At 58.9% G+C, this 13,139-nt stretch carries 11 protein-coding genes and 1 pseudogene; 5 read left to right on the top strand and 7 right to left on the bottom strand.

Annotated elements, in window-relative coordinates:
* The first annotated feature begins 22 nt into the window (after nt 1–22).
* The 5 genes and pseudogenes from ACVI1L_RS06810 to ACVI1L_RS06830 all read left to right on the top strand — a co-directional run bounded on the left by ACVI1L_RS06810 (nt 23) and on the right by ACVI1L_RS06830 (nt 4,133).
* Entirely contained in the window at nt 23–193 is a 171-nt protein-coding gene (locus ACVI1L_RS06810) for a hypothetical protein (RefSeq protein WP_168855288.1), read from the top strand.
* A 1,127-nt stretch (nt 194–1,320) separates the two neighbouring features.
* Nucleotides 1,321–1,515: a DUF3606 domain-containing protein gene (locus tag ACVI1L_RS06815; RefSeq protein WP_253638726.1), complete on the top strand. Its 195-nt coding sequence runs from the start codon at nt 1,321–1,323 to the stop codon at nt 1,513–1,515.
* A 632-nt stretch (nt 1,516–2,147) separates the two neighbouring features.
* A pseudogene (locus ACVI1L_RS06820) lies at nt 2,148–2,413 on the top strand (adenylate/guanylate cyclase domain-containing protein); the annotation flags it as partial.
* A gap of 103 nt (nt 2,414–2,516) precedes the next feature.
* Nucleotides 2,517–3,044, top strand: a complete 528-nt coding sequence (locus ACVI1L_RS06825) for a hypothetical protein (RefSeq protein WP_229190199.1) — start codon at nt 2,517–2,519, stop codon at nt 3,042–3,044.
* 732 nt (nt 3,045–3,776) lie between these two features.
* Nucleotides 3,777–4,133 carry a hypothetical protein gene (locus ACVI1L_RS06830; RefSeq protein ID WP_125459264.1) on the top strand — a complete coding sequence of 119 codons (357 nt, stop codon included), beginning with the start codon at nt 3,777–3,779 and terminating at the stop codon, nt 4,131–4,133.
* 2,103 nt (nt 4,134–6,236) lie between these two features.
* Here ACVI1L_RS06830 and ACVI1L_RS06835 read toward each other — a convergent pair.
* From ACVI1L_RS06835 to ACVI1L_RS06865, 7 genes are all read right to left on the bottom strand, one after another.
* A complete protein-coding gene (locus ACVI1L_RS06835) occupies nt 6,237–6,596 on the bottom strand; it encodes a PRC-barrel domain-containing protein (protein WP_225649539.1) in 360 nt (119 codons plus the stop codon).
* A gap of 606 nt (nt 6,597–7,202) precedes the next feature.
* The gene (locus tag ACVI1L_RS06840) at nt 7,203–8,060 is read right to left on the bottom strand and encodes a glucose 1-dehydrogenase (protein ID WP_253589145.1); all 858 of its coding nucleotides are present in this window, start codon (nt 8,058–8,060) and stop codon (nt 7,203–7,205) included.
* Nucleotides 8,061–8,071: 11 nt separating this feature from the next.
* On the bottom strand, nt 8,072–8,359 hold the full coding sequence (locus ACVI1L_RS06845; RefSeq protein ID WP_253589144.1) for a hypothetical protein: 288 nt from the start codon (nt 8,357–8,359) through the stop codon (nt 8,072–8,074).
* Nucleotides 8,360–8,445: 86 nt separating this feature from the next.
* Nucleotides 8,446–10,974: an excinuclease ABC subunit A gene (locus ACVI1L_RS06850; RefSeq protein WP_456785522.1), complete on the bottom strand. Its 2,529-nt coding sequence runs from the start codon at nt 10,972–10,974 to the stop codon at nt 8,446–8,448.
* A 261-nt stretch (nt 10,975–11,235) separates the two neighbouring features.
* Nucleotides 11,236–12,201, bottom strand: coding sequence for an ATP-dependent DNA ligase (locus ACVI1L_RS06855; protein WP_456785523.1), 966 nt, complete (start codon nt 12,199–12,201; stop codon nt 11,236–11,238).
* 278 nt (nt 12,202–12,479) lie between these two features.
* On the bottom strand, nt 12,480–12,665 hold the full coding sequence (locus ACVI1L_RS06860; protein ID WP_375162578.1) for a cupin domain-containing protein: 186 nt from the start codon (nt 12,663–12,665) through the stop codon (nt 12,480–12,482).
* Between the two features lie 34 nt (nt 12,666–12,699).
* Nucleotides 12,700–12,969, bottom strand: coding sequence for a cupin domain-containing protein (locus ACVI1L_RS06865; RefSeq protein ID WP_253625470.1), 270 nt, complete (start codon nt 12,967–12,969; stop codon nt 12,700–12,702).
* Nucleotides 12,970–13,139: the final 170 nt, after the last annotated feature.

Raw genomic sequence — 13,139 nt, forward strand, 5'->3', positions numbered from 1 at the left:
TCCGCCACGGAAAGGACAGCGCATGGTCATTAAGCGTCGGCACTTCAAGCAAGAGCACTCTCTGGAGGAACGCCTTACCGAAGAGGCCAAGAGTCTTCGTGAAGAAGCAAGCGTACTCCCCGCAGGTATGGAAAAAGAGCAGCTACTTAAGAGAACCCGGCAAGCTGAGACCGGCGCGCATATGAGCGAGTGACTTCAATCTTCCGGGTTCTGGCCCCCCATATGAACCAATCAGCGAAGCCAAGCGCCGGACGAAAGATAGCGGCCGGGGCGTCTGTTTTGCTCGCCCTGCTACTGATGGGTTTTTTCTTTGTCGCGTTCTAAGGTAGGCCCGCAGCGAATGTCCTAACTAGGACGGCACCCAATCGCATGACCCCAGGCCGGCGAGAATCTGTTCGGCTAACCGAATAAACACGACTTCAGCTGAATGTTTATTTCGGTTCGCTAATAACGCTGGCACTCCGCGGATCACCCAGGTCAGCAAAGACCTTTTCGCGTAGTCTTTGCAAAAACGGCCCCAACGCGGTGAGGCGCGGCGCGGAGGGGCCGAGTTGCCACGATCACCTGCACGCCAAAACCAGCATCACTGGGCCGTTTATCCTAACGATCGATAATAGGAACGATCGGCTTGGCAACGAGTCGGCTCAGGTCCCCCAGCCGATCCAGCCCCCCCCGGCTGCTGGAGGAAAACCCGCATTGTTCGGGTTGGCGGCCCTCGGGTTGGGGCCGTTTCAATTCGCTGGACGCGTGAAACCCTTCAATTTCACAGGTGGTGTTGCAATGGAATTTATTGGACGCCCGATGAGAGGCCGATTCCTCGTTCGGCAAGGCGGCAACGGCTGGATGGTCTACGATAGCGAATGCAAAGGACCGGCCCAGATAGAAAAGGACGGCGCGTTCGCCGAGAAGCTGACAAAAGACCAGGCTGAGATTTTAGCGAAGCTATTCACGAGTCGCGAAAAGCGGCCCCTGACGTTAGAATGGCCTCAACGCCCGCGGAGAGCGCTAAGGCCGCGGTAATAGTCCCAGTCCATCGTTTAGATTTGACGTCGTGGACTGCTGCTCGTTCCCTGAACAGAACGGACCCGGCGAGACGCTGAGGCCGAGTCGACGGCCCTAGCGAGGTGCAGCCGGGGCCACCGGTTTAAACTGATTGAGAATGTACCCCGGATCTTCGGGGGCAAGGAAGCGTTGGCAGGAACTAGCTTTGGGTGGCCGACGTTACTGCCGCGACGGTCAATTTTGCAAACCGCCCCGACAATAGCCTGATCTTCTTCGGACCAGCCAACGGCCGCGACCTTTTATTTTGGGATAGAAGCAATGCCAAACAATTTAACCAACCGCGTCCAGCCAGATCGCTCGAAGATCAACATGCACGAGCCATACGAGGTGAAGTATTGGACCCATGCACTTGGTGTGTCGAAGAATGACCTTCAGAAGGTCGTCGAAAAGGTCGGCAACTCCGCTGCTGCGGTCCGCAAGGAATTGGGTCTGCCCGACAAAGCTCAAGAATGACCAAACCGACCTGTCCGATTTGCTTGGGGTTGGGCTGGGTCTGCGAGAACCATCCGCACTTGCCTTGGACGGCGGAGGCACATGGCTGTCAGTGCGGCGCCGGCATGCCTTGCGAGTGCAATCGGGCGGATGGGATTGATGAGCCTGATGCGAGCAAGGTCATTGAGCAATCCGAATAAGATATTGCCGTCTGGCAATTCGTAGGGCTGCGCTGCATGGACGCTACCGACGAGCTAGGAAGGCGCCTAGCAAGAATGCAACGGCAAGGGACTGAAATGGAGCTGACCGGGTCGCTTCACTCAAATGATGCAGCCACCGATCATGTTGTGGCAAATGTTGCAACGCGTCGTCTTCAGCCATCCGCCGGATCGCTTCTGAAGCTCGGTCTATTCGCTGCTCGGGCGTGGCAGTAGGTGCAACTGAGCTTTCGTCAGCCATGTAAGTCTCCTCGCGCCGGTCGCCTACCAAACGGACTTGTTGCATGAGCGCTAATGTCCGGCGAATATCGACTGTTCCTAGGTTTTGCCGTTCGGGCCGATAGCTGATCGGCGGCCTCTCGGGCATCTTCGTCAAGGCCGTTGGGGGCGCGGCTTGTCCGTCGTACAATCGGGCGTCGCTTGGATCGCGGGTCCATAGTGCAAGAGTGGCCAGGTCGGATAGAGCGCAGGCTGTCGGCCATAATGGCCGCCGATGTCGCCGGCTATTCACGGCTCATGCACGATGACGAAGAGGCCACGCACGCCAAGCTGAGCGAACTTCTCGCAAGAGAAGTGAGCCTGCTATTGCCAGTCACGGCGGCCGTATCGTGAAGAACACCGGAGACGGGTTCTTGGCAGAGTTTCCGAGCGCGGTCGAAGCAGCGCCATGGGGCATGCGGCGAAAAGCTGCCCTCAGGGAGGCCGTGTCACTGATGCGCTGTCCCTGCGGCGCAACGTCGATAGTCACCACCGGCCGAGAGTTGCACACACCGCGGGCACATCTAAAAACGACGCAATTCGACGATGAAGACGAAGGAAGAACACTTAACTCAAAGGCAAACCTCGGGTGGAAGCCTGCCGGATGAGTCGGAGCGCCGAAGCAATGCAGTCACCTGCCCATTAGCGCTACGTAACAGTCGTATACGTAGAGTCGGCGGGGATTTGTGCTTCGTAATGCTTGGCTTTTTCTATCAGTGCGTCGCGGACTGGACCTTCCGGCAGAAGCGCGGCTTGATGGCGCGCCTGTCTCGCGCATTCTGCGATTTTACTTGCCAGTTCTTCCGTCTCGCGATCCATCGTCGCCGCTCCTCCGAACTAGAAGCCATGCTAGCGCGGTGGGCCAGCGCTTTCTTGGCACGCCGCCGAATGCTCGGAAATCCACTTCGTTGCGTCGTGCTCCGTAACAAAACCTTTGATGACTTCGGTTTCGCCATCGGCCCACAGAATATCGATTCTCCAGCCGGTGCCGGGGTTTTTGCAAGCCATGAAGGCTGGGCGCTGCTCTATCATTGCTTGACTATGCGCCGACTGGTGGCTGCTACAAGCCAGTGATCCTGCCACACTTCGCTTTTTTGGCCCCAATCTATTGAGCCTTAACTCCCGCGCCCGCGCCGTTCTTCCGAGATCGGGAGTCAAGAAGATCGGGCAACGGTGGTAGTTGCTGGCGCTATGCAAGAAATTCACTGACTTGAAAAATTTGAAGGCTCATTTCGCACGGCTTGATGAGGTGACGCTGAACGGATGCTCGACCGTCTCGCGACGAAGGCGCATAGCAAGCGGGTTCGCATCGAGCCGCTGCTGCAAAGCGTCGAGCAGATCCTCGCGCTCCCATCGCGTGATCCGTCGCGCTGATCCGGGCGTGGAGGCGCAGCGCCTCGTCGGACTCTTCGTTTGTGTAGCGATACGCCAATCGAAGTGCACGTGGCGTGGCGCGGAGCGGCGGTGAGGCGATAGCCAAATCGCAATCCTGAGACAGAAGCGCTGACCTAAATTCACCCTCGATTGAAATAAAATTTGATGGGATAAGTCCAAAAGCTGACTTGATCTTTAAGCTTCCTTGAAATCGCAACGCTCCGCCAATTCGAATGGGTAAGAAGCGATGACCGATCAACAGCTGGCTCTTCATGCCGTCAGCGAAGCCCTGTGCATATTGGACGAGTATCTTCTGCCCCGCCCCCACGACAGTGAACGCATACTCGACAAGTTAGTTGAGGTTCTTGAGCGGCCCGACTTGGTCGTTGCTGTAAGTCGACTGCGGCAACGAAGTAGTCTCTAAGTGTTCCGATGAAGAGGCAATTTTCATTTATTCCTTTGGCCGCTCGCATCGCTACTTTTCTATTGATTGGAATGCCGACCGCGCAGGCAAAACAGCAATGCAGTGCGGTGATGCCCCCAAATCCGCGCGAGTATTGGTCTTGGCGCCTCATCGACGGACGAAAATGCTGGTACGAAGGCAAGCCCATGCTTTCAAAATCATTATTGGAGTGGCCCGTGCGGATTTCGACGCAGGCACGTCCCACCGAGGAGCTTGCAAGTGCACTCATAGAGAAGCCCAGCGATCCGATCGGTTCAGAAGAATGGACGCCATCTCGCCAGAATACCTTCGATGCCCTGTGGCGCACCAGGGTTGAACAGCGGTAGGGCTTTGACCTTCAAATTAAGAGAGGCTGACTTTCTCTTCATCGCTGAGGCTGTAGGACTCGGTGACTGGTATAGTCGACGTCGGCCATGCATCGATCGATCGAACCAATACTGTAGCTTCGTCGATCTCAAGTCTTTCGCTTCGATTGCCGTGAGAGCGCCATATTTTCCAATGAATGCACACGGAAGGCGCCCCGCAGAAAAGTAGCTAATCTCCAAACCGCCGATGAAACTGACCGCAGATCGTCCTTTACGCCAGTCCCGAGAAAGCCGCCCGCAGGATCATGGAGCACGCTCACGCATTCGAGCCGATCCAGGGCGGCCGGATCTAGATCGAGAAGATCAACTATCCAATGCTCTACCGGGATAAGGCGACACCGGCTGAGTATTGGGCTGACCTGAAGTATGCCGAGGAAACATGAAGTGGCTTGAGTACCGCGAGAACGGCACCTTCGTCAGAATGACGCAGGCTGGCAAAGGCCCGTTCGGCTGATCGGCAGAGAGCACGCCAGTCGTGCGACAACGTGGGCGCGCCGCGCGTTCTGACGGCAAGCTACCCCTTCAGGGGTATTAAACTTTTTAAGTCTTTGTGCAGACTTAGCTTAGCCAGGATTTTGCAGATCCTTCCTGGGGCTAGAACCGACGCCGTCCGCATGCATTTTAAGCGGGCGGCGTTCGTACAATCTGAGCCGGCGTAAGCAGCAAGAAGCCCCGACGGGGGCTAGCGGCGTCAGGGCTTCTTTCCGGATGTGATCCTCCCCGGACCGCATCCTCAGCGCGCGACTGGCTGAGCGCACCGTCAGTCTACCGGGAAATCTCAGCATTTTAGACCGCTCTGCCGGATTACCTCGACTTGACACGTGTCTAAGTTCGGTAATGTCTCACCTTGAATTTTATCCCGCTTTGTCGCGTTTTCAGACGCGCGCTCCATCTGCTCGGCCGTAAGGAGGCGCACGCGAGGCTAGAGCGTTGATTCTTTGCCGCAGATGATCAACCAGCCGCTCCGCACCGACAGTCATGCAGCCATCATGCCCCCAAGGCACTTGGACGACCTCGAGCTGAGAACACAGGTGCCGCCAGTTCCGTCCCTCGTGTTCGGCCGCGTAAAAGGCAACGGCGACCTCGAGCGATGCCGGAAGATATCGCGCCATCGCCATCGAATAAGCATCCCACAGAGCCGGCGAAATCTTGCCCTTGGCGGTCCATACCGGTTCGCTCGTCGAATGCTTGGCGTCTCGCTATGCGGAAGCGATACTGGCGCTGGATCATGCGCGCGCTTTGCCGCCTGGGCCGGCTCGCGTTGAAGCGATGAAACATGCCGGCGCCCTTCGCGTCGCGGCAGACCGGATCACTGGCCCGAAGCTGCCCCGTCGCGGGCGTCCACCAAGTTAATCGGGCGACAAGGAGTGAGGCGCATTGCTCATCAAGCGCTTTGACAGGATGTCGCAGCGCCGGAACGTTTGAGCGATTCGTCAAATCGGTTCGGGATGGGAAAGTTTCGGCATCACGCTACTAAGCGTCGCGATAATCGCGGCGATGTATTTCTACGCCCTCAGTCTCGGATAGCCTATCCGCTCTCATATTCCAGTTCGCGCGCACCTACCTTTCTTGACTTGCAAGGCCGTGCGGCGTGCTTGCCGCTAATGCGACAGTTCCTGGACAGCAATTAGATCAGCTTCCCCGGGCCCGGATCGCGGACCCGTACCGCGTTCCTAATCCCGGCCTTGGCCGTGAACCCGAGCGCTTGAGATACACGGACTCAGATGTCTGACAGTCTGACATATCGCAGTCCAACTAACGCGTGACCAGCGGCCCTGACTGGGCCGAGCGCACTAAGCGTTCAGCCGCGCGCGTGCCGGGTCTCCACATTTTTCTCAGGGCCTCGTGGTGCGGGAAGTAGAGGCGCGCTATATCGCTTCGCCTGAGGAGATAAGGTTCCCGCGGCGCGGGCGAGTACCTGCGCTAGGCTTGCTCGCGCGAGCGCTTCCTAGAACTCGCTTTCAAGACCCGATTTGCGGCCGACCGGTTAATCGACGATGCTCCCACACGCTTTTCGCGAATGCAGCGCACTTTGATGACGAGCACACCGCATTTCGAGGGCAATCAGATTGGTACTCGGTAATAGTCATTTACCGATCGACCGGCCGCCGGATCATTCCAATTCCATGCCGTCTCATCACGATATTTGGGCGCGCCCTGCAGTTGGCTTTCTGTCACGCCAGTGACGTACCCGCCAAGATTGGTGTCGTACTTCAACGATTGCCAAGGCAGTGGATAGTGATCATCGCCGATGCCAAGAAGGCCGCCGAAGCTCAGGACCGCGTAGGAGACCTTTCCGCTCTTTTTGTCGATCATCACCCGCTCGATACTGCCGATCTTCTGACTGTCTGCACCGTAAACTGTCGTGCCTTCAACCTTGTCGCTGCCGATCAAGTTGCCGGATTCCTTCGCTTCGAGTCCCATAACATCCTCCGTTTAAGATCTTAACGGCAAATGTCTTCGGGAGAGCAAGGTTCCTACGATACGCCCGGTGCCAGCTTTAAGGTTGGGAAAAGGATGCAACCTTCGCCGTGGAAAGGCATTGCACGGCAATGATGCCCTTGTCACGGAGCTTGAAATGGCAAATGCAATCACAGTGCGGACGGCGATCGATATCGCTTGGAGCGTTTTCTGCGCCACTCACTCCGGGATTGATACATCAGATAGGCGTCGTTGTCTGCTTGAGCGTCACCTCTATGGGAGTTGGGATCGCCGCGAAGGCGATGCCGACGCGTGCGCAAGAGCTCCTCGAGCGCATCACTATAGAGGGCACGCGCGCGGTGATCGGCACCGCAAGGCCGGAGCATTGCCAAACTCGGTTCGGATGCAATCATCTTACTGCTCCGAGCGGTGCTTCCTAGCTAAAGGACCATCGATGCACATCGCCCAACTTGCCCTCGCTGAAAGCGTGCCTCCTAAGCTTTATGGAGGCGCCCGGCTCAACGTCCGGATTGCCGAGACCTAAAGCTTCTCTTTCACGACGAAGTAGCGGCCATCGGGCGTCACGGGATGCTTTATGCCGGCCACTTCTCAAATGAAGGGTTTGCCCCCGGTCACCGCGACGGTCGTGCCCGAAGTGTAGCTGGATAGCGGGTCGGCGAGCATCACGTAGGCTGTGGCGAGTTCAGCCGGCTGGCCAGCCCGCTTCAGCGGCACTTGCTTGCCAAAGTTCTTTACGGCCTCCTCTGGCATCGTCGAGGGAATAAGCGGGGTCCAAATTGGACCCGGCGCAACGGCATTCACCCGGATGCCGTTCTCCGCCAGCATCTGGGCCAGGCCGCCCGTAAAGTTCTGGATCGCTCCCTTCGTCGTCGCGTAGGCGAGCAGTATCGGATTCGGCATGTCGGAATTTACCGATGCCGTGTTAATGATGGCGCCTCCAGGCTTCATATGCGGGACCGCGGCCTTGGCGAGGTAAAACATCGCATGGATGTTCACCTCGAAAGTCATGCGCCATTCTTCGTCGCTGATGTCGCCGATGTCGGCGAAGGTCGCCTGATGCGCGGCATTATTGACGAGAATGTCGACGCCGCCAAGTTCCTGCACGGCGCGGTCGACCACGGTGCGGCAATGGTCGGCCGAGCGAAGGTCGCCCTCGACGAGGACAGCCCTGCGCCCTTCCTTCTCAATCATCGCCGCGACTTCTTTCGCATCGTCGCTTTCGTCAAGGTAGGCGATCAGGACGTCCGCGCCCTCGCGGGCGAAGGCTATGGCGACCGCGCGCCCGATGCCGCTGTCGCCGCCAGTAATAATGGCGCACTTGCCTTGAAGCCGTCCCGAGCCCTTATAGCTTGTCTCGCCATGATCCGGGCGCGGGTCCATCTTCCCCGTCGAGCCTGGCATGGGTTGTCGCTGGCTGGGAAACGGCGGTTTGGGATATTCGGGCATGATTCTGTCCTTTACTTCGTCCGGACGGCCTTAGCACCAACGGATTTCAGCGCGTCCACGACGCGCTTCGGATCGTCGCCATGGAAGTCGACGGATACTTCGATCGGGCCCTCAAGCTTCTCGCCCGGCTTCGGCTTTACCTTCACGTCGGCGAGCGCGGGTCGATCGCCGGATGTATTGTCGGCGCCCCTCGGCTGCACCACGTCGGTTCTCTGGACTCCGCACTCCTGCACAACGTGCTCGACCGCGAGCTCTGCCGCGCGGCGAGTATCGAATTCGGCGACGAGGATGCCTTCCATGCGTGTCTCTTTCGGGCAGGCGATGGCAAACAACCAACTGCGTCCCCCGGTGTTCCTATGGGGGCCGGCGGCCTTCGATGAACTCGTTAGAGCGCTCGCTTCAAATATTCTGCTGTCCGGCTCCCGGAGGCAGCAACTTGATCCGGTCGTCCGGACGCCACGATGCGGCCTCCTTCGTTTCCAGCGCCGGGGCCGACTTCTACAATCCAGTCGCTCTCCGCTGCAACAGACATATCATGCTCGACCAGAACGACGGTGTTGCCAGCCTCGACGAGCCCTTGCAGCTGATTGCCGAGCTTTGTGACATCGGACGGATGCAGTCCCGTCGTCGGCTCATCGAGAACGTATAATGTACCGCCACGATGGGCGCGCTGGAGCTCGGTGGCGAGTTTGACGCGTTGCGCCTCTCCTCCTGAAAGTTCGGTGGCGGACTGGCCAAGTCTAATGTAACCGAGCCCGACCTCGCGCAGAGCGCCCAAAGAGCGCGAAAGAACGTCATCGTCTTTAAAGAACTCGAAAGCCGCGTCGACGGTCATCGCCAGCACATCGGCGATCGACTTGTCCCGTATCTTGATCTCGAGCGTTTTCAGGTTATAGCGAGCGCCCCGGCACGTCGGACACGGAGTATAGACGCTCGGAAGGAACAGCAGCTCTACGCATACATAGCCTTCGCCCTCGCAGGTTTCGCAACGGCCCTTGGCCACATTGAACGAAAATCTGCCGGCGTCGTAGCGCCTGGCACGCGCCTGCTTCGTCCCGGCGAACAGTTTACGCACGTGATCGAGCAAGCCGGTGTAAGTCGCCAAATTGGACCGCGGGGTCCGGCCGATCGGCTTCTGATCGACCACAACGAGACGTTTAACGCGATCCAACCCTTCCGTAATTTCCCCACTCAGCGTACGCACGGTCTCCTGCAGCTCAGCTTCGTCCAGATCGGATTTGCGTTGCTGACCTAGGTTCTCCGCGATCGCCTCGACGAGAAACTGGCTGATGAGAGTGGATTTGCCCGAGCCGGACACGCCGGTCACACATGTAAGGACGCCGAGAGGGAGGTCGGCATCGAGACGGCTCAGGTTATTCCGCGTCACGTTCCGCAGCTTCAGCCAGCTGCTCGGCCGACGGATCTTGCGTGGTGCCCTCGCGGCATCTTCGAACAGATACCTTCGTGTTTGGGACGCCTCGACTTTGGCCAAACCGGCAAGGCGCCCGCTGTAGAGTATCCGACCGCCCTGGTCCCCGGCAGCGGGCCCAACGTCGACGATCCAGTCGGCCTCGCGCACCACATCGAGCTCGTGTTCAACGACAAAGAGCGAATTTCCCGATGCCTTCAGGCGCCCGAGTGCCCGCAAGAGCGCCTGAGTGTCTGCCGGGTGCAGGCCAGCGGAGGGCTCGTCCAGTACGTAGACGACCCCGAACAGGTTCGATCGGACCTGCGTCGCGAGACGCAGACGCTGCAGTTCGCCCGGCGATAACGTCGGCGTGCTGCGCTCTAAGGTGAGATAACCGAGGCCTAGCTCAAGCAGAACTTCGAGACGCCCGACGAGATCCTCGACGATTCTCTGAACGACAAGCGCCTTTTCGGGATGATCGTCGGTACCGTCTTTCTTGCTTCCATCAATATACGGTTTGATAAGCTCGTCGAGCTTGGCCAACGGCAGGCGAGACATCTCGGCAATGTCCATTCCTGCGAATTTGACCGAAAGTGCTTCTGCTTTTAGCCGCTTCCCACCGCAGACCGGGCAATCATCGCTCGACAGAAACTGCGCTACACGCCGCTTCATCATGACGCTCTGCGTGGTGGCATATGTCTGAAGCACGTACCGGCGGGCGCCGGTGAAGGTGCCCATATAGCTGGGCTCCTCCTTGCGCTTCAGGGCTTTTCGCGTCTCGGCTGGCGTGTATCCCGCATACACCGGTACGGTTGGCTGCTCGTCCGTGAAGAGAATCCAGTCACGATCTTTCTTCGAAAGCTCGCGCCACGGCCTATCGACGTCATACCCCAAGGTGACGAGAATGTCCCGGAGATTCTGGCCCTGCCAAGCCGAAGGCCAGGCCGCAATGGCGCGCTCACGGATCGTCAAAGTGTCGTCGGGTACCAGACTTCGTTCGACGACGACCTGATGAATTCGCCCGATGCCGTGACAGTTCGGACAGGCGCCTTCCGGCGTGTTGGGCGAGAAGGACTCCGCGTAAAGCAAGGCCTGCCCGCGCAGATATGTGCCCGCCCGCGAATACAGTATGCGCAAGAGGTTGGAGAGCGTCGTGACGCTTCCCACCGACGACCTGGTTGTCGGCGATCCGCGCTGCTGCTGAAGAGCGACGGCTGGCGGCAATCCTTCGACTGCGTCGACGTCGGGCACCTGCATCTGATGGAATAGCCGACGTGCGTAAGGTGATACGGATTCGAGATAACGACGTTGAGCCTCCGCGTATAACGTCCCAAACGCTAAGGAGGACTTGCCGGATCCGGACACGCCTGTGAAGACCACGAGCTCATTGCGCGGGATGTCCAGCGAAACGTTCCGGAGGTTATGCTCCCGCGCTCCGCGGACGCGGACGAAACCGTCGGCAATCGCGGAAGTCAGTTCTTCACTTCTATCGGCTTTCTCGAACATCGAGAGGTAAAAGCCCGGCTGCATCTCGTGGTTCCCGAGGGCACCCGGTCGAGTCGCCCGGGGCGCGTTAACGAAGGAACCATGAAGGAACACCCTTGTTGCGTCTGATACGGCAAAGTCCTTGAGACGACCGAAGAATGGCCAAGAGAGATGTGCTACGGCTGGGGCCACCTGGCGCCAATACGATTCACATCTGCGTCGACCCAAGTATCCGTCAGGCTGGCTCGATCGCCCTCATGAGGTCCCGCGCGATCTTTTGCTTCATCTGTTGGTGCACTGGTTCGCCTTCTTGTCGGACCTCCATCTAAGGATGGTCGTGCCGTGCCGAAAGCGGCCACCGGTGAAGTGATCGTAGGACACTTCGACAACGTATTTCGGCTTCACCGCCTGCCATTCGGACGACCGTCTCGTCGACCATCGGCTTGGTCCGCCTGGCGCGTTGCCAGTGAAGCTTTTGGTCGCCGCAATCATCTCGAGTCTTTCGGTCAGCGCCGGCTTGTCCTTTGCCTTGATGGCTGACGAAAAGCCGACGTGGTGCAGGAGGCCATCTGCATCGTAAAGCCCCAGCAGCAATGAGGCGACAGCTTTGCGGCCGGCCTGCAGCTTCTCGCCGTAGCGAAAGCCTCCAATGACGCAATCAGCGCAGCGATATCGCTTGATCTTCTGCATGCCCTCGCGCTTCCCGGTCTGGTACGGAAGATCGAGCCGCTTCGCGACCACGCCGTCACTTCCGCCGCCGGCCGACTGCAGCCACCGCTCGGCATCCCCGAACTTCGTGCTGGCCGGCGATAGCCGAAATAGCGGCGCGCTCGAAAAACTGCGGCCAGCAAGCTTTTCCAACTGAAGTCGCCGTCGGGACAACGGTTGGTCGGCCAACTTTTTGTCGCCCAGCTCCAGCAGATCGAAAGCGAGAAATAGGGCCGGCGTGTCCCGGGACAGCTTCTGAACGCGGCTAGCGGCCGGATGGATGCGCTGCAGGAGGTCATTGAACGAAAATTGCCCGCCAATCTCGACGACGAGCTCGCCGTCAAGCACAAGCCTCTGCTCGCGCAAATCGCGGGCTGCGGCGACGATCTCCGGGAAGTATCGGGCGAGATCCTGGCCGGACTTCGAGCGCATGGACACCGCGTCCCGGTCCCGCGCCAGCAGGCAACGAAATCCGTCCCATTTGGGTTCATATTGCCACTCCTTTCCGACTGGAATGGCATCGACAGAACGTGCCTCCATCGCCTCCATACGGACACCACGCGGCGGCATTTCGACCTCCTGCTCGATGATTGGTCGCGGGAATACTATCGTGCGCGCCACTTTGGCGGTCAGGAGCCGCGCCAGGACGTCACCCGTAACTTTCAAATGCGCTTCGACGAGCGCGCGGGGAAGCCATTGGTTAAGCGAGATGTCGACATACCGGTTCGACCTGACATCTCCAGAAACCGCAGCGGGCGGTCTCCCGTGTTGTCGATGTAGTGCCCATCGCGAACGCGGCGTGTGGACGAGCCAGTCGGTTAGTAGGAAAGTGTTTTCTTCCGAGAACGCACCATCGTCGAAGACGAGCAGAAACTCGCACCCTTCACGTCGCTGTTGAGTCCTTGGATCGAGTGCGGGATTCCCGCCGGAAAATAGAAACATCGTCCGCGAATGTTCGAGCCGGCCTCGTCGACCGCGGTGATCCGCGCCTTGCCTCGAAGCATGTACGACCATTCGGCTTGTTTGTGCCAATGCAGTTCAGACGCCCCCTGCCTCCAGTCTCATGTTGACTCCTGACACGTCCTTTGCGATCGGCAGTTCTCGGATCGTCGTCTCGCGGGTCCACCCGCTCTTTTCGATCCTGACGTGACTGTCAGCGAACGACCATTTCAGATTGGGCATCGAGCCGTGATCGGTTTCCGGCGGGCGGATGGTGAAGGGCTCCTGAACTTCCCGCGCAGGCTTGCGAGAGCCCGAGATGTGGGCCCCTTTGCCGTCTCGTTTAGGCTCCGGCGGATCTTTAGCCATGACCATTCTTGATCGATCGTTGTCGGTCCTTCCAGAACGGCCTCGGGTCCCCTTCGTTGCTAGAGCACCGCGTACGGCCACAGCGTTCGCAGTAGGAACGGTTCCGCCGCCGGTCCATTGCCCAGATTGAAGGAGCAGGGAATGGCGGATCAGGTGCGGCGCGGAGCGAT

The organism is Bradyrhizobium sp. USDA 4516, from assembly GCF_054055915.1.